Origin of the sequence: Aeromonas sp. S9(2024) (genome assembly GCF_041403185.1) — a bacterium.
GTDB classification, from domain to species: Bacteria; Pseudomonadota; Gammaproteobacteria; order Enterobacterales; family Aeromonadaceae; genus Aeromonas; species Aeromonas enteropelogenes.
In genome coordinates this window covers 162,934-185,553 of sequence record NZ_JBGLRE010000004.1, presented here as the reverse complement: position 1 = coordinate 185,553, position 22,620 = coordinate 162,934, and the positions used below count along the sequence as shown (strand labels likewise).

At 59.7% G+C, this 22,620-nt stretch carries 20 protein-coding genes and 1 other annotated feature; of the genes, 11 read left to right on the top strand and 9 right to left on the bottom strand.

Translation table 11 applies throughout. The annotated features are described in order from the left end of the window. Positions 1-210: 210 nt before the first annotated feature. From rnd to ACB028_RS09140, 7 genes are all read right to left on the bottom strand, one after another. Entirely contained in the window at positions 211-1,323 is a 1,113-nt protein-coding gene (gene rnd / locus ACB028_RS09170; protein WP_201977573.1) for a ribonuclease D, read from the bottom strand. A 98-nt stretch (positions 1,324-1,421) separates the two neighbouring features. Then, positions 1,422-3,098 (bottom strand): long-chain-fatty-acid--CoA ligase FadD, encoded by a 1,677-nt coding sequence (gene fadD / locus ACB028_RS09165; protein ID WP_371144169.1) that lies wholly within the window; start codon positions 3,096-3,098, stop codon positions 1,422-1,424. Positions 3,099-3,296: 198 nt separating this feature from the next. Continuing rightward, positions 3,297-4,148, bottom strand: a complete 852-nt coding sequence (locus ACB028_RS09160; protein WP_371144106.1) for an alpha/beta fold hydrolase — start codon at positions 4,146-4,148, stop codon at positions 3,297-3,299. Positions 4,149-4,156: 8 nt separating this feature from the next. Next, on the bottom strand, positions 4,157-4,669 hold the full coding sequence (locus ACB028_RS09155; protein ID WP_371144105.1) for a Slp family lipoprotein: 513 nt from the start codon (positions 4,667-4,669) through the stop codon (positions 4,157-4,159). A gap of 119 nt (positions 4,670-4,788) precedes the next feature. Continuing rightward, a complete protein-coding gene (gene tsaB, locus ACB028_RS09150) occupies positions 4,789-5,490 on the bottom strand; it encodes a tRNA (adenosine(37)-N6)-threonylcarbamoyltransferase complex dimerization subunit type 1 TsaB (protein WP_371144104.1) in 702 nt (233 codons plus the stop codon). 191 nt (positions 5,491-5,681) lie between these two features. Beyond that, positions 5,682-7,592, bottom strand: a complete 1,911-nt coding sequence (locus ACB028_RS09145; protein WP_371144103.1) for an ATP-dependent DNA helicase — start codon at positions 7,590-7,592, stop codon at positions 5,682-5,684. Between the two features lie 67 nt (positions 7,593-7,659). After that, the gene (locus tag ACB028_RS09140; protein WP_042026283.1) at positions 7,660-7,902 is read right to left on the bottom strand and encodes a hypothetical protein; all 243 of its coding nucleotides are present in this window, start codon (positions 7,900-7,902) and stop codon (positions 7,660-7,662) included. A 187-nt stretch (positions 7,903-8,089) separates the two neighbouring features. Beyond that, positions 8,090-8,214: a sequence feature (His leader region), on the top strand. Positions 8,215-8,243: 29 nt separating this feature from the next. Here ACB028_RS09140 and hisG point away from each other — a divergent pair. From hisG to hisIE, 8 genes are read left to right on the top strand one after another with little or no spacing between them, the layout of a single operon-like run. Next, entirely contained in the window at positions 8,244-9,140 is an 897-nt protein-coding gene (gene hisG / locus ACB028_RS09135) for an ATP phosphoribosyltransferase (RefSeq protein WP_061477578.1), read from the top strand. Between the two features lie 12 nt (positions 9,141-9,152). Next, complete coding sequence (gene hisD / locus ACB028_RS09130) at positions 9,153-10,478, top strand: histidinol dehydrogenase (RefSeq protein ID WP_371144102.1); 1,326 nt, start codon at positions 9,153-9,155, stop codon at positions 10,476-10,478. Then, positions 10,475-11,545 (top strand): histidinol-phosphate transaminase, encoded by a 1,071-nt coding sequence (hisC, locus tag ACB028_RS09125; protein ID WP_371144101.1) that lies wholly within the window; start codon positions 10,475-10,477, stop codon positions 11,543-11,545. Before hisD ends, hisC begins: the two co-directional genes overlap by 4 nt. 15 nt (positions 11,546-11,560) lie before the next feature. After that, complete coding sequence (gene hisB / locus ACB028_RS09120; RefSeq protein ID WP_371144100.1) at positions 11,561-12,691, top strand: bifunctional histidinol-phosphatase/imidazoleglycerol-phosphate dehydratase HisB; 1,131 nt, start codon at positions 11,561-11,563, stop codon at positions 12,689-12,691. Continuing rightward, entirely contained in the window at positions 12,691-13,320 is a 630-nt protein-coding gene (gene hisH, locus ACB028_RS09115) for an imidazole glycerol phosphate synthase subunit HisH (protein ID WP_371144099.1), read from the top strand. Before hisB ends, hisH begins: the two co-directional genes overlap by 1 nt. A gap of 5 nt (positions 13,321-13,325) precedes the next feature. Next, positions 13,326-14,096 (top strand): 1-(5-phosphoribosyl)-5-[(5-phosphoribosylamino)methylideneamino]imidazole-4-carboxamide isomerase, encoded by a 771-nt coding sequence (gene hisA, locus ACB028_RS09110; RefSeq protein WP_371144098.1) that lies wholly within the window; start codon positions 13,326-13,328, stop codon positions 14,094-14,096. Then, positions 14,096-14,869 (top strand): imidazole glycerol phosphate synthase subunit HisF, encoded by a 774-nt coding sequence (gene hisF, locus ACB028_RS09105; protein WP_371144097.1) that lies wholly within the window; start codon positions 14,096-14,098, stop codon positions 14,867-14,869. The genes hisA and hisF overlap by 1 nt, the downstream gene beginning before the upstream one ends. After that, positions 14,862-15,497 carry a bifunctional phosphoribosyl-AMP cyclohydrolase/phosphoribosyl-ATP diphosphatase HisIE gene (gene hisIE, locus ACB028_RS09100; RefSeq protein WP_042026293.1) on the top strand — a complete coding sequence of 212 codons (636 nt, stop codon included), beginning with the start codon at positions 14,862-14,864 and terminating at the stop codon, positions 15,495-15,497. The genes hisF and hisIE overlap by 8 nt, the downstream gene beginning before the upstream one ends. Positions 15,498-15,531: 34 nt before the next feature. Here the strand turns inward: hisIE and ACB028_RS09095 are convergent, their stop codons facing one another. Together ACB028_RS09095 and ACB028_RS09090 are read right to left on the bottom strand one after the other, a co-directional pair. Continuing rightward, entirely contained in the window at positions 15,532-17,010 is a 1,479-nt protein-coding gene (locus ACB028_RS09095) for a P-loop NTPase fold protein (RefSeq protein ID WP_371144096.1), read from the bottom strand. 214 nt (positions 17,011-17,224) lie between these two features. After that, on the bottom strand, positions 17,225-18,751 hold the full coding sequence (locus tag ACB028_RS09090) for a fumarate hydratase (protein WP_042026294.1): 1,527 nt from the start codon (positions 18,749-18,751) through the stop codon (positions 17,225-17,227). 294 nt (positions 18,752-19,045) lie between these two features. On the opposite strand from ACB028_RS09090, the gene pabB reads away from it, so the two are divergent. The 3 genes from pabB (at position 19,046) to ACB028_RS09075 (ending at position 22,487) form a co-directional block, all read left to right on the top strand. After that, positions 19,046-20,329: an aminodeoxychorismate synthase component I gene (gene pabB, locus ACB028_RS09085; protein ID WP_371144168.1), complete on the top strand. Its 1,284-nt coding sequence runs from the start codon at positions 19,046-19,048 to the stop codon at positions 20,327-20,329. 72 nt (positions 20,330-20,401) lie between these two features. Then, a complete protein-coding gene (locus ACB028_RS09080; RefSeq protein WP_342016517.1) occupies positions 20,402-20,968 on the top strand; it encodes a CoA pyrophosphatase in 567 nt (188 codons plus the stop codon). Between the two features lie 217 nt (positions 20,969-21,185). Next, complete coding sequence (locus tag ACB028_RS09075) at positions 21,186-22,487, top strand: serine/threonine transporter (RefSeq protein WP_026458036.1); 1,302 nt, start codon at positions 21,186-21,188, stop codon at positions 22,485-22,487. Positions 22,488-22,620: the final 133 nt, after the last annotated feature.

The following is a 22,620-nucleotide window of genomic DNA, read 5'->3' as shown; positions in this document are numbered from 1 at the left end:
TTCTCTTTCTCTTTGCTTCTTCGCTGTCATTTTGCAGTTAACTGGCACCTTTTCCGCCGCTGCATCCTGCTTTTTGCCCATTGCCATCGATTGCCGCCAAGAGAGGCCGCTATCCGGGCGGGGCAACCACGAGCTCAACTCTGCCTTCAAGAGCAGAAAACAAAAATCCCCACCCGGGGGTGAGGATTTTTCAGGCCGCCAAGCGTTGGCTTACTGCTCCAGCAGATGACCTACCAGCTCATGACGCCACCCTTGCAGCAGCATGGGCTTGTCGGCGCGGGCCCGCTCTTCGTCGCTCATTCGCCAGCTCCAGGTGAAATACTGGTGGATGATCTTCTTGCTGGCGATCAGCTCGGGCGGAATATTGCTGGCTTTGGCCTTCTCGTCCACCAGGGCCTTGATGCGCTTGAGCTCCGCCTTGTACTTGGGGAAGTCCACCAGACGGCGAATGGGCTCGGGCCAGCTGTCGGGATCGCTCTGCTGGGCCTTGGCGACGATATCCAGCATCCGCTTGCCGTGGATCTTGATCTCGATGGGCGAGAGCCCCAGTTCGTTGAGATCGCGAAGGGACGCGGGCCGACGCTCCGCCACCTTGAACAGATGCAGCTCTTTGACCACGAAGTTGAGGGCGAGATCCCGGCGTACCGCCTCCTGCTGACGCCAGGCGGCCAGCTCGCGCAGGATCGCCAGTTCGCGGCGACCCAGTTGCCAGGCGTTGACGATCTCGAGATAGGCCTGACGGGGATCGTTGCCCTGGGTCTTGCGGGCGGAGTGGTTCTGGCACTCCTGCTCGAACCAGGGGAATTTGCCACTTTCACGCAGCTTGCTCATCACCTTGTCGTAGAGGGGCATCAGGTAGAACACATCGGCCGCCGCGTATTCGAGCTGGCGGTCTGTCAGCGGGCGAGCCAGCCAGTCGGTACGGGCCTGATCCTTCTCAAGGGCCACGCCGAGGAATTCATTGACCAGGGCGCCAAAGCCCACCGAGACGCCATAGCCCAGAAAGGCGGCCGCCAGCTGGGTATCGTGCATCTGGTTCGGCAAATGACCGGCCTCGTGCTGGATAAGCTCGAGATCCTCGCCGGAGGCATGCAGGATGGCGATCTGCCCTTCCCGACCGAGCCGCCGCCAGAGCGGGGCGAGATCCAGGGTGAGCGGATCGAGCAGCGCCAGCTGTTTGCCGTCGTAAATTTGAAACAGGCCCAGTTGAGGGTAATAGGTGCGGGTGCGAACGAATTCAGTATCGATGGCCAGGGGAACGTCGGCCAGAGAAGCGAGATACTGCTCCAGTTCGGCTTGCTGTGAAATGAATTGATAGTGCATCTTTGCCTGCAAGTTTTCAGGGCCAAAAGAAAAAACCGTGGGATGTCCCACGGTTTTGCATCACTGCGCTGCCTAGCCAAGGGGCCTGGCGACGCCGGTTACTGCTTGGCAATCTCTTCGTCGCGCAGCACGCGGCGCAGGATCTTGCCCACATTGGTCTTGGGAAGTTCGTCGCGAAATTCTACCAGTTTCGGCACCTTATAGGCAGTCAGATGTTTGCGGCAGTGGGCAATAATCTCGTCTTCCTGCAGTTTTGCATCTTTCCTGACCACGAAGATCTTCACCAGCTCGCCGGAGACATTGTGCGGCACGCCGACGGCCGCCACTTCCAGCACTTTCGGGTGCAGCGCCACCACGTCTTCAATTTCATTCGGGTAGACGTTGAAACCGGAGACCAGGATCATGTCCTTCTTGCGATCGACGATCTTGAAGAAGCCCTGCTCGTCGCACACGGCAATGTCGCCGGTACAGAGCCAGCCATCCTGCATCACCTCGGCGGTGGCCTCGGGACGCTGCCAGTAACCGCTCATCACCTGCGGGCCGCGCACCTGCATCTCGCCCGGGGTGCCAAATTCGGTGATCACCTGACCGTTGTCATCCACCAGACGGATATCGGTGGAGCAGACCGGCAGACCGATGGAGCCGTTGTAATCGCTCAGATCATACGGGCAGACGCTCACCAGCGGCGAACACTCGGTCAGGCCATAACCTTCCAGCAGCGGAGTATCGGTCAGCGTCTTCCACTTCTCGGCCACCGCCCGCTGCACCGCCATGCCGCCGCCGATGGTCAGCTTGAGCTTGGTAAAGTCCATGCCCTGGAACTCGTCGTTGTTGACCAGTGCATTGAACAGGGTGTTCACCCCGGTGATGCAGGTGAAGGGGTACTTCTTGATCTCTTTGACAAAGCCCGGGATGTCGCGCGGGTTGCTGATAAGCAAGTTGTAACCACCAAGGCGCATGAACAGCAGGCAGTTCACGGTGAGCGCGAAGACGTGGTAGAGCGGCAGCGCGGTGACCACGAACTCCTTGCCCCGCTCCAGCATGGGGCCGTAGACGCCGAGGCACTGCTCGACGTTGGCAATCATGTTGCGGTGGGTCAACATGGCCCCCTTGGAGAGGCCTGTGGTGCCGCCGGTGTACTGCAGGAAGGCAAGATCGTCGTTGGTTATCTCGGGTTTGATGTACTGCAGGTAACGCCCCTTGGAGAGGGCCTGGCGCATGGTGCTGGCGTGGGGCAGATTGTATTTGGGCACCAGCTTCTTGACGTATTTCACCACGAAGTTGACCAGGGTCCCCTTGGCCAGCCCCAGGTTGTCCCCCATCCGGGTCAGGATGACGTGCTTGATCGGGGTGTCATAGACCACTTTTTCCAGGGTATGGGCGAAGTTGGAGACGATGACGATGGCCTTGGCGCCCGAGTCATTGAGCTGGTGCTCCAGCTCCCGCGGGGTGTAGAGCGGGTTGACGTTGACCACTATCATGCCGGCACGCAGGATGCCGAACACGGCGATGGGGTACTGCAGCAGGTTCGGCATCATCACCGCCACCCGATCGCCACGGCTCAGCTTGAGCTCGTTTTGCAGGTAGGCGGCAAAGGCGCGGGACTGCTCTTCCAGTCGGCGGTAGGTAATGGTCTGCCCCATGTTGACGAAGGCGGGCTGGTCGGCGAACTGGTTTACCGATTCTTCAAACATATCGACCAGGGAGCTGTATTGGTCTGGATTGATCTCGGCCGGAACCCCTTCCGGATAACGCTTCAGCCAGACTTTTTCCACGAACTTCTCCTGCATAACTAGCACCTGTGCGCTCACTGTGTTGCCTCCGTCCCTGTTCACTGCAATTTCAATCAACTGTTTTAAGCTCATACTCTAACGCCGCCCATATTTACATAGGGCAACATCAATTAACAGCACATTAACAATGAAAAAGTGTGAGGGGGAAAACAAACCTGGAATTATTGAAAGCCGCTGATTCTACCGAATTTCGCAGAAATTTTCGATACAAACAGCGGTCTTGGCACAATTTTCCATATGAAAATGGTGATTTCCCGCCAGCAGGACCCGCTCTATCTCTCTGAAAGCATCCTGACGCGACTGCCATTGTGCCTGCAGGCTGGCAAAGCCCTGCTCCCCCTGAATGAAGAGCACGGGCGCGCGGATTGCCCCCATCAGCGCCCTGGCCTGCCCCTCGCTCATGCGAAGGGGCGAGAGATCCCGCAACCTAGGGTCGCTGCGCCAGTGCCAGCGGCCATCTTGCTTCACCAGCTGGCGCTCGCAGATAAGGCGCGCCGCGGCCAAAGAGATGTCCGCCACCTTGCAGCGGGCGGCCACCGCATCGTCGATGGACGCAAAACCCTGGGAGGCACGCTCGCGGGTACGGCTGCGGTTGACAATGGCGCGTTTGAGCTGGGCTGGCACCTCTTCATCAGGCTGACTCAGCGGCCCCAATCCCTCCAGCATGATGAGGCGCGTCACCTGTTCGGGAAACACCCCGGCATAGGCCGAGGCGATCAGCGCCCCGAGGGAGTGACCAAGCAAGGTGAACCTGTTCCAGCCAGCAGCCTGGGTGATCTGGTAGAGATCGTCCAGCCAATCGACGAAGACATAGGGGGTCTGCTTGTGATCCGAGTGACCATGCCCCGGCAGATCGACGCAGATGAGGTGAAAGGCATCAAGATGAGGGGCGAGAGGCAGAAAGCTGGCACTGTTGTCGAGCCAGCCATGCAGGGCCACCAGCAGCGGCTTGCCCTGCTGGCCATTGTCGAGCAGGGCCACCCGGCGACCGTCCGCCAGGGTGAGAAAACGCTCCTGCAGGCTGTCAATCATGTTCACCCCTAGCGGCGCAGCGGCCGTCTCGGCCAGAAGGGATCATAGAAGGGGTCGTAGAAGTAAGGGTCCATATAGCGGATCTCCACCTCCTTGACCGGCGGCCACAGCTTGCTGCCCGTCACCTTGAGCACCGGGAAGCGATACTTGTGCTCGCCAATCTGGCCGTCCACCGGCTTGTCCGTGGTCCCCAGCACCGTCAGGCTGCGCCCCTTGGCATAGAGGGTCGGGTCGACAAAGCCCTTCATGACTGCCAAAAAACGCCCCGGACTCTGCTCGGTCTGCTCCGGTATCCCGTTGGATTTAAGCGGCAGATAGACCACCTCGATAACGCTCTGATCCGCCTTGTTGTGCACCGCGGCAATCACCCCGCTCCAGCGGGCAGGCTTGCCCTCCAGTGCCAGCGCGGGCTGATAGGCCACCAGCTGATTTTCAGGCTCATAGGCCAGCTCTTTGGGCACAGAGCTACAGGCTCCGAGCAGCAACACAGCCGCCCCCATCACCATCGCACGCTTGAACATGTCACTCTCCTTTTCAGATCGTCAGTTCCCGCGCCGACCAGTGCCAACTGCACCGGCCGGCAGGGGATGTTCATCGATTGGTAGCAAGGGTGGCACCACGGCCATTGCCTACCCTGCCCTTACTCGCGACCCGGCAGCTTCTTCCAGGTCACCTTGTCGCGCAAGTAAACCGGGGTCGCCTTCTCCACAGCCACCGCCTCGCCCGCCAGCCAGGCGGTGCGTGCCAGGGGCAGCATGTCTTCTGCTGCCGGGAAGCGCACCTTGCTCCCCATCCGCTCGTCGGCAAGCCCTGCGAGGGTGTCACCATAGGTTTCAAAGCCGGTGCCGACGCAAGTCACCTGGTCTGCCAGCTTGCCACGACTTGCCACCAGGGCGGCGGGATCGCTCACCACTTCCTCACCTACCAACTGCATGCGACTATCGCGCCATTCATAGTGACCGAAGTAAACCTCGTTCATCCGCGCATCGATGGCGGTCAGCACATGCTCGGCCCCGTCCAGACGATGAGCCCCCTGCGCCATGGCCGCCAGGGTGGAGATGCCGATAAGCGGCACACCGGCGCCAAAGGCCAGCCCCTGGGCGACCCCGATGCCGATCCGCACACCGGTAAAGGAGCCCGGGCCACGGCCGAAAGCGATGGCATCCAGCTCGCTCAAACTTATCCCGGCTTCCTCCAACAGAGCCTGAACCATGGGCAAAATCTTGCGGGTGTGATCCCGCGGCGCCTCTTCCCAACGGGAAAACACCTTGTCGCCCACCAGCAAGGCGGCAGAGCAGGCTTCGGTGGCGGTATCAACGGCCAGGATCTTCAACTCGTTCATGCGTTCCAATCTCGATTACATTCAGTCAATGTCATTACCGACCGGCAAACAGTGCCGATCTGTTGTTCAAACAGGTTCAATCACGCTAACAGGGCCCGCAGACCCGACGCGCTGCCAGCAAGCGCCCAAGGGATATACCCCGAGCGCGAGGCCTCAGCCCAACTCAGCACAAAGAGTTCGTCCCGGCTGCGTCATACCTTGGCGCCAAAGAAATCCCCCAGCATGGCCAACTCCCGAGTACGGGGAATGGTGGGCAGACTCTTGATAAAAGTGGCGCCGTAGGGCTTGTTGACCATGCGCGGATCACAGATCACCAGTACCCCATGATCACTGCGATCACGAATAAGCCGCCCCACCCCCTGTTTCAGGGCAATCACCGCCTTGGGCAGCTGGAGTTCGGCAAAGGGATCGCCCCCCTTGAGCTTGCAATCATCGACCCGCGCCTTGAGCAGCGGATCGTCAGGGCTGGCAAACGGCAGCTTGTCGATGATAACACAGGAGAGCGCAGCCCCTCGCACGTCGATCCCCTCCCAGAAGCTGCTGGTAGCCACCAGCACGGCGCGGCCATTTTCCACGAACTCCTTGAGCAGCCGCTGCTTGTTGTCCTCCCCCTGCAACAGCACGGTGCGGCCGATCTCCCGGCGCAGCACCTCGGCCACCTGACGCATCACCTGATGACTGGTGCAAAGAAAGAAACAGCCCCCCGGGGTCTTGTTGATAAGGGGGATCATCAGGTTGGCCAACTGTTCGCCCCGACCAAAGGCGTTGGGCTCGGGCAGATAGCGGGGCACGCACAGGCGCGCCTGCTCACCGTAATCGAACGGGCTGTCCAGAATAAGCTCGGCGCTGCCGGCCAGGCCCAGCTCGGCCACGAAGTGATCGAAGCGCTGATCAACCGTCAGGGTGGCGGAGGTGAACACCCAGGCCACCTCGGGCCTTTGCACCTCGGCCCCGAAACGCTCGGCCACCGAGAGCGGGGTCAGGTTGAGGGAAAAATGGAGCCGCGAGCAGTCATACCAGTAGGAAAAACCGGTCTGGTTCACCGCCAGCACCTCGCCAAGGCGAGTGCGCAGCTCGCAGATCCGCTCGAAGGCGTGATCCAGCTGCTCGCCCCGCCCCAGCGCCAGTTTCAACACCTCGTAACAGAGCCCGATGGCATCGTTGAGGCGAGCCAGCGCCTGTCCCCAGAGGGGCTGGCGCAGCATGTCGCGGGTATTGCCGCGCCCGCCATCCACCCCGAAGGCGAGGCGCAAGTCCTGGCTCGCGATGGCGAGCCGATCCGCCGCCTTGCCAAGCTGGGCCATATCGTGGGCTTCGGCCCGATAGGCAAGCTGGATATCCTGCGCCAGATCCTGGATGGTGCGGCTGCCCACCGACTTGCCGAAGTAGTTGGTGGCGATCTCGGGCAACTGGTGCGCCTCGTCAAACACATAGACCTGCGCCTGCGGCACCAGCTCGCCAAATCCCGTGTCTTTCACCGCCAGATCGGCGAAGAAGAGGTGATGGTTGATCACCACCACCTGGGCGTCCATGGCGCGGCGCCGGGCGATGACCAGGTGGCAATCGTCGTAATAGGGGCAGTCACGCCCCAGACAGTTGTCGTTGGTGCTGGTGACGTGGGCGAGGATCTCGGCGTTTTCCTGCAGTCCCGGAATATCTCCCACATCGCCGTTGTCGGTGGCAGTGGACCAGGACTTCACCTTGACCAGATCATTGAGGATCTCAGGCTTTTGCAGATGGGATTCGCTCAAGAGCCGGTTCATCCGCTCGATACACAGGTAGTTGCTGCGCCCTTTGAGCAGTGCCACCGGCGGGGTGTAAGAGAGCGCTTCAGTGATGGTAGGCAAGTCTCGATAGAAGAGCTGCTCCTGCAGGTTTTTGGAGCCCGTACTGATCACCACCCGCTTGCCGGATTCCAGCGCCGGTACCAGATAGGCGTAGGTCTTGCCGGTGCCTGTCCCCGCCTCCACCAGCAGACGGCCGCCACTCTTGATGGCACGGGCCACCGCCTCGGCCATCTCCAGTTGCGGAGCGCGGGCTTTGAAACCGTCGATATGGTTGGCCAGAGGGCCGTCTGGCTTGAACAGGGTCTGGATGGTCAAAAGGGAGTCCCGCAGCAAAAGGGGGCATTATGCCAAAAGCGCGGCGAAAGCGGGACTGATTCTGCGCTCAGACGAAGAGATCGATCTGATGCTCGGGATCGGGCTTGTGATCGTCCTCCTCCGACGTTGGCTGATCATGCTTGGCCGAGGGGTACGGCTGCTGGCGCTGCTGGGAGTCGCTGTTATCAGTGCCGGTCTTGCGCAGCTGATGCTTTTGGCTGATCTGGGTCACTTCCCGCTTGATCTCTTCGCTGCCAGGCGTGGCGGGCGCCCGGGGCAAGATGGGGAACAAGAGGTCCTGGCTGGGCATGATGTCGACTCCTGCTAGGGGTTATTGTCTAGTTATCGACCAGAAAACCGTTTTCTCAATTTTAATCGATCAAATCACAATTTCGGGTTGCTTTTTCTGTCAAGGCAGGTAGTTTAAATCAGGCGTCAATTACGACATCTTATTTGTAAAGGATTGATTACATGCAGTTCACCACCCTGAAGACTCATCACCACCATCATCATCCCGAATAGTCTTTCAGGAGGTTGACTGCTGGAAGACACTTAACTGGTGACTTCCAAAAGGACCGCAAGATTCATAAACCCTCGGAAGCACCCACTTCCGAGGGTTTTTTCGTTTTTGACTAGAAGGAAATCGAGCAAATGGAAACACAACGTCTACGTATCGCCATGCAAAAGTCCGGTCGTCTGAGCCAGGACTCCCAGGCCCTGTTCAAGAGCTGCGGCCTCAAGATTAACCTGCGCGAGCAACGCCTTATCGCCCATGTCGAAAACATGCCCATCGACATCCTGCGGGTGCGTGATGACGATATCCCGGGACTGGTGATGGAAGGGGTGGTCGACCTTGGCATCATTGGCGAGAACGTGCTGGAGGAGGTGCAGCTCATTCGCGCCGCGCAGGGGCTGCCGGCCGAGGTCAAGACCCTCAAGCAGCTCGATTTTGGCGGCTGCCGCCTTTCCCTGGCCGTACCGGACGACGTTAACTACACCGGACCACAGAGTCTCGCTGGCAAGCGCATCGCCACCTCCTACCCGGGGCTGCTCGGTCGCTTCTTCGCCGAACGAGATATTCCCTTCAAGAGCGTGATGCTGGGCGGCTCGGTGGAAGTGGCGCCGCGCGCAGGCCTGGCCGATGCCATCTGCGATCTGGTCTCCACCGGCGCGACCCTGGAGGCCAACGGTTTGAAAGAGGTGGAGGTGATCTACCGCTCCAAGGCGGTACTGGTACAGGCCCCCAACCCCTTGTCTGATGCCAAACAGAAGCTTATCGACAAGCTGCTGCCCCGCATTCAGGGGATGCAGCAGGCCCGCGAGAGCAAGTACATCATGCTGCACGCCCCCAAGGACAAACTCGATGCCATCACCAGTCTGCTGCCGGGGGCCGAGCGCCCCACCATCATGCAGCTGGCGGGCGAGACCAATCAGGTGGCGCTGCATGTCGTCTCCAGCGAAACCCTGTTCTGGGAAACCATGGAGCAGCTCAAGGCCCTCGGCGCCAGCTCCATCCTGGTGCTGCCCATCGAAAAAATGATGGAATAAGGAAGGGATATCATGCAGACCCTGATCTGGAAGACCCTCTCCCCCGCCCAGCAGGCCGACGTGCTGACCCGGCCCGCCCTGAGTGACGAAGCCGATATCGGCGCCGTGGTGCGGGATATCATCAGCGCAGTACGCAGCCGGGGCGATGAAGCCCTGCGCGAGCTGAGCCAGCGCTTCGAACGTGCCCCGCGCCAGCAACTGCAGGTAAGCAACGCCGAAATCGAGGCCGCCTGCGAGCGCCTCGATGACGACATCAAGGGCGCCATCGAGGCGGCCATCGCCAACATTCGCACCTTCCATGCCGCGCAAGCGCAACCCGTGGTGCGGGTGGAAACCCAGCCCGGGGTGGTGTGCGAGCTGCGCACCCAGCCCATCAGCCGGGTCGGCCTCTACGTGCCGGGTGGCAGCGCGCCGCTCCCCTCCACCGTGATGATGCTGGCCATTCCGGCAGCGATCGCCGGTTGCCGTGAAGTGGTGCTCTGCACCCCGTCCCCGGCCAGCGACGAGATCCTGTTTGCCGCCCGTGCCTGCGGGGTCGAGAAGATGTTCGCCATCGGCGGTGCCCAGGCCATCGCCGCCATGGCTTACGGCACCGAAAGCATTCCCAAGGTGGACAAGATCTTCGGCCCGGGCAACGCCTATGTGACCGAAGCCAAGGGGCAGGTGTCGCGCGACTGGCGCGGCGCCGCCATCGACATGCCCGCCGGCCCCTCCGAGGTACTGGTGATCGCCGACGAGAGCGCCAACCCGACCTTCGTGGCGGCGGATCTGCTCTCCCAGGCCGAGCACGGCCCCGACAGCCAGGTGGTGCTGGTGACCACCTCGCCCCTGCTGGCCGATGCCATCGGCGCCGAGATCAAGGGCCAACTGGCCAAGCTCACTCGCCGCGACATCGCCGCCAAGGCGCTGGGTTCAAGCCTGGTGATCCTCTGCGATAACCTGGATGAAGCCTGCGCCATCTCCAACGCCTATGCACCGGAGCACCTTATCGTGCAGACCCGTGCCCCCCGCGAGCTGCTGGACCGACTCGAGAATGCCGGCTCCATCTTCCTTGGGGCATGGACACCGGAATCCGTCGGGGATTACGCCAGCGGCACCAACCACACCCTGCCCACCTACGGCTATGCCCGCACCTGCTCCAGCCTGGGACTGGCGGACTACCAGCGCCGCTACACGGTGCAGGAGCTAAGCGAGAGCGGCATCCGCGGCCTTGGCCCCATCGTCGAGCGCATCGCCCAGGCCGAGGGGCTCGATGGCCACAAAAATGCCGTCACCCTGAGATTGCAGGCCCTCGCGGGTGCCGTCCAAACCGGTTCACAGCAAAAGGATTTGTCATGAGCATTGCCAATCTGGCTCGCCGCGTGGTGCGTGCCCTCACCCCTTACCAATCTGCCCGCCGCATCGGTGGCAAGGGCCACGTCTGGCTCAACGCCAACGAGGCCCCGCAGGCCTATCCGTTTACCGTCGAGGGGAGCCGTCTCAACCGCTATCCCGAGCCCCAACCAACCGAAGTGGTCAACGGCTACGCCGCCTATGCGGGAGTGAGTCCCACTCAGGTGCTGGTAAGCCGCGGCGCCGATGAGGCCATCGAGCTCTTGATCCGCACCTTCTGCGAAGCGGGACAGGATCAGATCCTCATCTGCCCGCCCACCTACGGCATGTACGCCATCAGCGCCGAGACCTGTGGCGTGGGGATTGTCGAGCAGCCCTTGACGCCTGCGCGCCAGCCGGACTGGCCCGCCATCGCCGATCGCCTCGGCGACGTGAACCTGGTGTTTCTCTGCTCCCCCAACAACCCCACCGGGGATCTGGTGGGCCGCGATGGGCTTATCGCCCTGCTGGAGAAGGCCCGGGATCGCGCCATCGTGGTGGTGGACGAGGCCTATATCGAGTTCTGTCCCGAGGCTTCCGTGGTAGATCTGCTGACCCGTTTCCCCAACCTGGTGGTGACCCGCACCCTCTCCAAGGCCTTTGCCCTGGCGGGGATCCGCTGCGGCTTTACGCTGGCAAGCCCCGAGGTGATCGCCATGCTGGCCAAGGTGATCGCCCCCTATCCCATCCCGGAGCCCATCGCCCAGATTGCGGTTCAGGCTCTCTCCCCCATGGGGCTGACACTGATGTCGGAGCGGGTATTGGAGCTCAACAAGCAAAAGGCACAGCTCAAAACCGAACTGGCCACTTTGTCATGCGTAAAAGAGGTGTTCGAGGACAAGGGCAACTTCGTGCTGGTGCGCTTTGTGGATGGCGCCAGCGTGTTTGCCGCCATGAAGGCCGCCGGCATCATACTGCGGGATTTCTCGACCAAACCCGGCCTTGATAACAGCATTCGCATCACCATCGGCTATCAGGGCGAGATGGACGCCGTGCTGGCCGTGCTGCGTGATCTGCCCTCTCCCATTTTGTAAGACAAGGATGTAGCGATGAAGACCCCGTTTTTGTTTATCGACCGCGACGGTACCCTGATTGAAGAGCCGGTGACCGACAAGCAGGTGGACAGCCTCGCCAAGCTGCGCTTCGAGCCCATGGTGATCCCGGTGCTGCGCGAGCTGCAGGCCGCCGGTTACGTACTGGTGATGGTGACCAACCAGGATGGGCTGGGCACCGCCAGCCTGCCGCTGGAGAACTTCCAGCCGCCCCACGATCTGATGATGCACCTCTTTGAATCGCAAGGGGTGAGCTGGGAAAAAGTGCTGATCTGCCCCCACTTCCCCACCGACGGTTGCAGTTGCCGCAAGCCCCACCTTGGCCTGGTGAAGGAGTATCTCGCCTCGGGCCGCATCGACTTTGCCAACTCCTTCGTGATTGGCGATCGCCAGACCGATCTGCAGCTCGCCGAGAACATGGGCATTGGCGGTATTCGCTACCACCCGCAAGATCACAACTGGCTTGCCATCCGTGATCAGCTGCTCTCCAGAGGGCGGGTTGCCGAGGTGGAGCGCTATACCAAGGAGACCCGCATCCAGGTGGCAGTGGATTTAGACAAGAGCGGCGGCAACCAGATTGAAACCGGCATTGGCTTTTTTGATCACATGCTCGATCAGATAGCGACCCACGCAGGTTTTCGCCTCAAGCTCAAGGTGAGCGGCGATCTGCACATCGACGATCACCACACGGTGGAAGACGTCGGCCTCGCGCTCGGCCAAGTGCTGCGCCAGGCCCTTGGCAACAAGCGCGGCATCGGCCGCTTCGGCTTCGTGCTGGCGATGGATGAGGTACAGGCGGTCATCGATGGCCGGCCGCGTGCGGATGAAGAGACCCCGCTCACCGAGCAGGAGGTCGCCACCGCGCTGGATTTAAGCGGTCGCCCCTACTTCGTATTCGATTGCCCGAGCGGTTTTGGCCGCGACAGCGTGGGCGAGATGGCCACCGAGATGGTGCCCCACTTCTTTCGCTCCCTCTCGGACGCCATGGCCATCACCCTGCAGATGAAAGTGGGCAGCGGCAACACCCATCACCAGGTGGAGGCACTGTTCAAGGGCTTTGGCCGCGCCCTGCGCCAAGCCATTCGGGTGGAAGGGAGCGAACTCCCCTCCAGCAAGGGGGTGCTGTGATGGATGTGAACAAACAGAAGCTGGTCATCATCAATACTGGCTGTGCCAACCTCGCCTCGGTCAGAATGGCGTTCGAGCGCCTCGGCATACAGCCTCGGATCTCCCGCGAGGCGGCCGATATCGAAGCGGCCGACAAGCTGATCCTGCCCGGGGTCGGCACCGCGGTGGCTGCCATGAAAAACCTCAACGAGCGTAATCTGGTGCCGCTTATTCGCGCCGCCAGGCAGCCGCTGCTGGGCTTTTGCCTCGGCATGCAGATGCTGGCGGAAGCGTCCGAAGAGATCATGAGTGAGGACGAAGACAAGGGCGGGCTTATCGACTGCCTCGGCATAGTCCCGGGCAAGATCCGGCTGATGGAGGTGGGCAACCTGCGCCTGCCTCACATGGGCTGGAATCAGGTGGAGCACGACGAGAGCCACCCACTGCTCAAGGGCATTCCAAGCGGCAGCTACTTCTACTTCGTCCACTCCTACGCCCTGGAAGTGACCGGCGCCACCATCGCCACCTGCGACTATGGCCAGCCGTTTACCGCCATCGTCGGCCGTGACAACTTCTTCGGCGCCCAATTCCACCCGGAGCGCTCCGGCGCGGCCGGTGCCCGCCTACTGCAAAACTTTCTGGAGCTTTAACAAGGATGATTATCCCAGCCATTGATCTGATTAACGGCCAAGTCGTGAGGCTCTATCAGGGCGACTACGGCCAGAAGACCGCCTACAGCGACAGCCCGCAGGCCCGTTTCGATGAATATGTCTCCCAGGGGGCAGTGCAGCTGCACCTGGTGGATCTGGATGGTGCCAAGGATGCCAGGGCGCGCCAGCTCCCCCTCATCGCCCAGCTGCTGTCGGCTACCGAGGCGCCGGTGCAGGTGGGAGGCGGCGTGCGCAGCGAGCAGAATGTGGCGGACCTGCTGGCCGCCGGCGCCAGCCGGGTGGTGATCGGCTCCACCGCCGTCAAATCCCCGGATCTGGTGGCCAGCTGGATGGAAAAATACGGCCCCGAGCGCATCGTGCTGGCGCTGGACGTCAATATCGATGCCCAAGGCAATCGCCATATTGCGGTGGCCGGCTGGCAGGAGAACAGCGGGGTAACCATAGAGGCGTTGATCGAGCGTTTTCTGCCTGCCGGGCTCAAGCACGTGCTCTGCACCGACATCAGCCGTGACGGCACCCTGGCCGGCACCAACGTCGAGCTCTACCGGGATCTCTGCTCCCGCTACCCGAGCGTTGGTTTTCAGGCCTCCGGCGGCATTGGCGGCATCAAGGATATCGAGGCGCTCAAGGGCTCCGGGGTCAAGGGGATCATCCTCGGCCGCGCCCTGCTCGAGGGCAAGTTCTCAGTGGGCGACGCCATCGCCTGCTGGGCAGCGCCCGCTGCATCTACCCCGACAGAAACAGGAGGCAACTGATGCTGGCAAGACGAATTATCCCCTGCCTCGACGTCAAGGATGGTGTGGTGGTCAAGGGTGTGCAGTTTCGCAACCATGAAGTGATGGGCGGCATTGTCGAACTGGCCCGCCGCTACGCCGAGGAAGGCGCCGACGAGCTGGTGTTCTATGACATCACCGCCTCAAGCGATGCCCGGGTGGTAGACAAGAGCTGGGTCAGTCGGGTGGCGGAAGTCATCGACATCCCCTTCTGCGTCGCCGGCGGCATCAAGAGCGTCGAGGATGCCCGCCAGATCCTCGAATTTGGTGCCGACAAAGTATCCATCAACTCCCCTGCCCTGGCAGATCCCCACCTTATCACCCGCCTGGCCGAGCGCTTTGGCGTGCAGTGCGTGGTGGTGGGCATCGACTCCTATTTTGATGCCCAAACCGGCCACTATCAGGTCAAGCAGTTTACCGGTGACGAGAGCCGCACCCGTACCACCACCTGGCACACCCTCGACTGGGTGCAGGAGGTACAACAGCGTGGCGCGGGCGAGATCGTGCTGAACGTGATGAACCAGGATGGCATGCGCCAGGGTTATGATCTTGAGCAACTCAAACTGGTGCGGGCCGTCTGCAAGGTGCCGCTTATCGCCTCCGGCGGCGCCGGCGCCATGGAGCACTTTCGCGATGCCTTCACCCTCGCCGATGTGGACGGGGCCCTGGCCGCCTCCGTGTTCCACAAGGGGGTTATCCCCATTCCCGAATTGAAACGCTGGCTGAAAACCGAAGGAGTCGCCATCCGTGAATAATCAAGCTGTAAATAACGACGTGTCGCTGATCGAGCGCCTGGACTGGGCCAAGTGCGACGGCATGATCCCCGCCATCGTCCAGCATGCCGCGAGCGGCGAGGTGCTGATGCAAGGTTTTATGACCAAGGAAGCCCTGGACAAAACCCTAGCGACCGGCCAGGTCACCTTCTTTAGCCGCAGCAAGCAGCGCCTCTGGACCAAGGGGGAGAGTTCGGGCCATGTGTTGAAACTCGTCGCCATCAGCACCGACTGCGATCAGGACTCCCTGTTGGTCGCCGCCGATCCCGTGGGCCCCACCTGCCACAAAGGGACAACCTCCTGCTTCGACGGTCACCCGGTGCCGCCCCTTGGCTTTTTGGCCGAGCTTGAGCAGATCCTGGCAGCACGCAAAGGCGCGGATCCAGCCACCAGCTACACCGCCAGCCTCTATGGTAAAGGCACCAAGCGCATCGCCCAGAAGGTAGGTGAAGAGGGGGTGGAAGTAGCCCTGGCCGCCATGGCCAAGGATCGGGAGGAGCTTATCAACGAATCCGCGGATCTGCTCTATCACCTGACCGTGCTACTGCAAAACGAAGGGCTGGGATTACAGGATGTGGTGCAGCGACTTTATGAGCGGCACAATAAATAACTGTATATTGATAGATGGGCGTAAAGCCCATCTATCATAGTAACAAGGTAGATAATTCGACCAGCTCTATATAGTCAGAATTTGCCAATCTTTTACTTTCAAGACACACTTGATAATATTCATCTCGATCATCATACCTAACGCCAGATTTTGTATAAGTAAGCTGGTTTATATCATTAGGTTTATAACCATTACTGCTAGAGTAGTAACCATCGAGAATTTTGTGAACCTGTAACACATACGAATAAAAGTCATTCGTTTGACAAACTACCTTTTCATTGCGTCCTGAGTGAACGCCTGACCAATAACTAACAATTAATGATAACTTTATTTTGTTTTTAAATGAAAAAACACTATCTCTATTTGCTCTCATATTATTAAGCTCAATTTCTAGGAGCTCCCCACCATTGCGAATGGTCATGTATGCAATGGGGTTTTTTGAATGCATGATAACTAAAGCAGACAAATAAATGATATCAATAGAGCCTTCAGAAGTTGAGTGCAATATAGCAAATAATGTATCCAAGAATGCTTCAATCTCTCTTGCAGACAGTGAAAATGCATCCACAATGTCTGCCATTACTTTAGAAAATTCATTAACATCAGAAAAGCAATGAAATGTTTTACTACATAGAAGCTCAAAACGGTCTGAAACAAATTCTGCTATGAGAAAATAACTTGGACATTTATTCAAATAAAAACGTCTTTTGAAAAACCTGCCTAGATAAGTCTGAACATCAAACCCTTCCCCATAAATTACCTTGATAGTATGTTGCAACTGCTCGGTATCCGTCGCCAGCACAAATACTACACCTGGAATATCGAAGATATGCTTGATGGTTTCCAGCATCTCTACCGCATAAGAAGGGCGACAACGATCCAGCTCATCGATCAAGATAAAGGCTGGGAAATCCAGTTTTCTCTCACTTAAACCAACAGCCCCCTCAACCCATTGCCGTATCTCTTGTTTAAGATACTGGATCGATTCATAACGCTCTTTCTGATTGCTACAAAGGGCGTCAACCAACTGATTGGCATCCTCCCCTTCCAGAGAAAAATCGTCTTCTTCCAGTCCGGCTTTCTTGATGGCCGCTTTCAACGCAAGCTTGCTACCTACCTTGAATAATCCCAATAGTCGCTGGCGCATACCTTCCGGGATTTTATTGTCTTTCCCTGCAACCTCTTTTAGCTGATAGATTATCGACGAAATGACCGTCAATAAGGGATCATCGGAAAAATCCTGCTGCCAGGCATCGATATAGACGGTGGGATAGTGCTGTTTCAGCTCCATATACCAACGCTTTATAAACCAGGTTTTACCCGCCCCCCACTCGGCATTGAGATTGAGCACATAGTTGCGCTGTATACCTTCGGCGGCGAGATAGTTGGTCAGAAAACGGGCGTACTGAGCGCGTTCCAGCCGATCGACACTCAAGCGCTCTTCACTGCCCGCGATGGCTCCCGGCCCCTCCCAGATTACCGAAGCACTCCAATCAAACCCCGCCGATGTCATCTCACTGATCTCCCGATAGATATTGCCGGGAATAATATCAATACCTGCGGAAAAATAACTTGATAAAGGCGCTGTTTGTGACCCTTTTATGCGCGCACCTGCCCGACAGGCAAGGGAGCAGAAAGGGTGATCGGGCAGCAATAAGCATAAAAAAGGCGTATCCGCAGATACGCCTTACTATAGAGACTCGCCACTTCGTGGTGACAGCCAACCTTTAGGAGGCCAGCTTGCCGTCCAGCTCGGCAATCTTGGCCGACCAGTAGGCCGGACCTGTCTCGTGGATATTGTTACCCTGGGAGTCGACTGCCACAGTCACCGGCATATCTTCCACTTCAAACTCGTAGATAGCTTCCATGCCGAGATCGGCAAAGGCGACCACGCGAGCCTTCTTGATGGCCTTGGCCACCAGATAGGCGGCGCCGCCGACGGCCATCAGATAGACGGCCTGGTGTTGCTTGATGCTCTCGACGGTTTTCGGGCCGCGCTCGGACTTGCCGATCATGCCGATAAGGCCGGTTTCACCCAGCATCATGTCGGTGAACTTGTCCATCCGGGTGGAGGTGGTGGGGCCAGCGGGACCAACCACTTCGTCGCGTACCGCATCGACCGGGCCAACGTAATAGATGAAGCGGTTGGTGAAATCGACCCCTTCCGGCAGCCCTTCACCGCGCGCCAGCATGTCGGCGATGCGCTTGTGGGCGGCGTCACGGCCGGTGAGGATCTTGCCGGAAAGCAGCACGGTATCGCCGCTCTTCCAGCTGGCGAGCTCTGCCTTGGTGATGCCATCGACGTTGACGCGGCGCACGTTGCCGCCCGCCTCGCGGGTGATCTCGGGCCAATCTTCCAGTTTCGGCGGGGTCAGTTCGGCCGGGCCGGAGCCATCGAGCTCGAAGTGTACGTGACGGGTGGCCGCGCAGTTGGGGATCATCACCACCGGCTTGGAGGCGGCGTGGGTCGGAGCGGATTTGACCTTCACATCCAACACGGTAGTGAGGCCGCCAAGGCCCTGGGCGCCGATGCCGAGCTTGTTGACCTTGTCATAGAGCTCGACGCGCAGCTTCTCTTCGGTAGTTTCGGGGCCGCGGGCGATCAGCTCCTGAATATCGATATGCTCCATCAGGGCTTCTTTGGCCAGCACGGCCGCCTTCTCGGCGGTGCCGCCGATACCGATGCCGAGCATGCCCGGCGGGCACCAGCCAGCCCCCATGGTGGGCACTGTTTTAACGACCCACTCGACGATGTCGTCGGAGGGGTTGAGCATCACCATCTTGGATTTGTTCTCGGAGCCACCGCCCTTGGCGGCGATGCTTACCTCGACCTTGTTGCCCGGGATCATGTCGATGTGCACCACGGCCGGCGCATTGTCTTTGGTGTTCTTGCGGCTGCCGGCCGGATCGGCCAGCACGGAGGCGCGCAGCGGGTTGTCCGGGTTGGTGTAAGCGCGGCGGGTGCCTTCGTCCACCATCTCCTGCACCGTCATGTCGCTGTCCCACTGCACCTGCATGCCGATCTTCACGAAACAGGTGACGATGCCGGTGTCCTGGCAGAGCGGGCGATGGCCTTCGGCGGACATGCGGGAGTTGATCAGGATCTGGGCCAGGGCATCTTTGGCCGCCGGGTTGGCTTCCCGATCATAGGCGGCCTTGGCAGCCTGAACGAAATCGAGGGGGTGGTAATAGGAGATGTACTGAAGGGCGTCGGCGATGGAATCGATAAAGTCCTGTTTTTTTATAATGCTCATATCTTCCTCACTGGTCCTTGTCCATGCCGCAGGGCAAAACAAGGGCTTCCATATGATTGGCTATGCGGTCGTGCTGACCAAAAACTATCAGCCAGCAAAAAACGAACGGCACAGCAGTTTTTTCTTTAGTCACCGACACCTATGATACGCTTGCCATCCCGCACCGACTAGGGGCCACAAACTAAACTGTTGCCTGTGTAACAAAAAATGACGCCAACACTTCATATTTATCACTTCGATCATCACCCGCGCCTGCACGATCAGTTTGCCCTGTTGCAACACCAGCCCTGGGCCATGTTGCTAGAGTCAGCCGGGCCACTCGGCGCCGACAACGGTTTTGACATCATCACCGCCGATCCGCTGGCCACCCTGGAGACCCGGGGGCCCCTCACCACCCTGCGCCAGGGTGATCAGCAGAGCGAGTACCATGACGATCCCCTCGCCCTGCTGGCCCGCACCCAGCGCGCGCTGCTGGGGGAACTTTCAGAGCAGCCAACCAGGCTCCCGTTTATCGGTGGGGCACTGGGGCTCTTTGGCTATGATCTGGGTCGCCGCTTCGAGCGATTGCCGGTGCAGGCCGCCGCCGATATCGACGTGCCGGACATGGCGGTGGGGATCTACGACTGGGCGCTGCTGCGCGATGTGGCCAGCGGCCGGTGGCAACTGGTGCACTGGGGCGACGAGGCGGGGCTGGCGAAGCGTCTGGCCTGGCTTGAGCAACAACAGTGCAAACCGGCGCCGGCCTTCTCCTTGCAAGGTGAATGGCAGAGCAATATGAGCCGCGCCGAGTATGGCGAGAAGTTTGCCCGCATCCAAGCCTATCTCGCCGCCGGGGATTGCTACCAGATCAACCTGACCCAGCGTTTCCAGGCCCCCTATCAGGGGGACGAGTGGCACGCCTATTGCGCCCTCGCCGTCGCCAACAAGGCCCCCTTCTCCGCCTTTGTCCGATTGCCGCACAGCACCATTTTGAGCCTCTCCCCCGAGCGCTTCCTGCTGCTCGATGGCCGTCATATCGAGACCAAACCCATCAAGGGCACCCGGGCCCGCCACTCTGATCCAGAGATGGATCGCCAGATAGCCCAGGAGCTGGCCCAGGCGGACAAGGACAGATCGGAAAATTTGATGATCGTAGATCTGCTGCGCAACGACATCGGCCGGGTGAGCCGACCCGGCTCGGTCAGCGTGCCTCATCTGTTTGCGGTGGAATCCTTCCCCGCCGTGCACCACCTGGTCTCCACCATTCACGGTGAGCTCGACGAGCGCTGGCAGGGGGTCGATCTGCTGCGGGCCTGCTTCCCGGGCGGCTCCATCACCGGCGCCCCCAAGATCCGCGCCATGGAGATCATCGAGGAGCTGGAACCGCAGCGACGCAATGCCTACTGCGGCAGCATCGGCTATCTCAGCCAGCACGGACGGATGGACACCAGCATCTGCATTCGCACCCTGATCGCCGAGAACGGCCATCTCTCCTGCTGGGCCGGTGGCGGCATCATCGCCGACTCCGATGCCGACAGCGAATATCAGGAGACCTACGACAAGGTGGCCCGGATCCTCCCCCACCTCTCGGCCTTGTGATAAAAATCTTTTTCTTTAACCCGGCATGGAGCCACGGCACAGTGGCTAACGATGAACATGGATAGCCACGACATGGATAGCAATGAACTGCTGACCCGCTTTCAACTTCAACTGCCGGCGCCAGCCCATCGGCTGGCCATCGCCGGACTCAAACCGGCGGCCGTACTGCTGCCGGTGGTAGAACGCGAGCAGGGGTTGCAGCTGCTGCTGACCCGTCGCAGCCCCCATCTGCGCCACCATGCGGGCCAGATAAGCTTTCCCGGGGGGCGCCAGGATCCGCAAGACAGGGATCTGATCCAGACCGCCCTGCGCGAAACCGAGGAGGAGCTCGGCATCAGCCCCCGCCAGATCCGCGTCATCGGTACCCTGAGTCCGCTCAATACCGTCTCCCAGTACGATGTGCTGCCGGTGCTCGGGCTGGTCGAGGGGGATTACCAGCTCACCCTCAGCCAGGATGAGGTGGCTCAGGCATTCGAAGTGCCCCTTGCCCACCTGCTCAATCCCGCCAACCACATCGCCCTCACCTTTCCCCGCAAGCAACACTGGCACACCGTCTACTGGATACCCTGGCAAGATCATTTCATCTGGGGCGCCACCGCCAGCATGATCCGCCAGCTCTCACGACACATCGCAAAATAACAACCTGGATACATTTTGGCGTACAGAATTTGTGCTTTAACATTAAACTAACGTGGCAAATGATAAACAAAAATTGATTTTTTAGTATTTTGATCACGTTTCTATAAGAAAGTGCGGTTTTTCACGTTAGTAAGGTGAATTTGATCAACATTTTTAATCGAAAAAAAAGTATCCTTGCGCCGACTCAATAAAAAACCACACATTCGGGGTGAGATAGATGTCTAAAACTGTCATTGGCGCACAGGATGTTGCGACCGCACAGGAGCAAGGATTCAGCTCCGTCCAGACCACCAAGGGTTGGGCGAAACAAGACACCACCTGGGTGATCAGTCTGTTCGGTACCGCTGTCGGCGCCGGCATTCTGTTCCTGCCGATCAACGCTGGCATGGGCGGCTTCTGGCCGCTGGTCGTGATGGCGCTGCTGGTCGGCCCCATGACTTACCTGGCGCACCGCGGCCTGGCCCGTTTCGTCCTCTCCTCCAAGCAGAAAGATGCAGACATCACCAAGGTGGTGGAAGAGCACTTCGGCGTCGGCGCAGGCAAGCTCATCACCCTGCTCTACTTCTTCGCCATCTACCCCATCGTGCTGATCTACGGCGTGGGCATCACCAACACGGTTGAAAGCTTCATGGTCAACCAGCTGCAGATGGCTGCCCCGCCGCGCTGGATCCTCTCCATCGTGCTGATCATGGGCATGATGTCCGTGATGCTGGCCGGTGAGAAGCTGATGCTGAAAGTGACCGAGTTCCTGGTCTACCCGCTCATCGCCATCCTGGCTGGTATCTCCCTCTACCTGATCCCGGACTGGACCGGTGCCGCTCTGGCGCAGGTGCCGTCTGCCAAGGATTTCGCCACCACCCTGTGGCTGACCATCCCTGTGCTGGTGTTCGCCTTCAACCACAGCCCGGCCATCTCCAGCTTCGCCCTGGCCCAGCGTCGTGACTACGGTGATCGCGCCGTCGAGAAATCCGATGCCATCCTCAAGCGTACCGCCATGGTGCTGCTGGGCTTCGTGATGTTCTTCGTCTTCTCCTGCGTGATGAGCCTGACTCCGGCCCAGCTGGCCGAAGCCAAGGCCCAGAACATCGCCGTGCTCTCCTACCTGGCCAACCAGCATGCGAGCCCGATCATCTCCTACTTCGGTCCGCTGGTTGCGTTCGTCGCCATCGTCTCTTCTTTCTTCGGCCACTATCTGGGTGCCCGTGAAGGCCTGAAAGGGATGATCGTCCAGAACATGACCAAGGCTGGCAAAGAGCCGGATCAAAAGAAGGTTGAGCTGTTCATCATCGGTTTCTTCATCCTGACCCTGTGGGGCACCGCCGTGGCGAACCCCTCCATCCTGGGCATGATTGAATCGCTGGGCGGCCCCATCATCGCCACCATCCTGTTCCTGATGCCGATGTACGCCATCAAGCGTGTACCGGCCATGGCGAAGTACCAGGGCCAGATCAGCAACGTGTTCGTTGCCACCATGGGTCTGATTGCCATCTCCGCCATCTTCTATCAGCTGGTTGGTTAATCCCTCCCGCTGCCGAACCAAAATGCCAGCCGTTATCCGGCTGGCATTTTTTATGGGCGCGCTGCGTCAGTCCCTCCTCTCTTGCCGACATATCCCATCTAACATCCCCTGTTTCCCCTAAGTTCCGTTAACC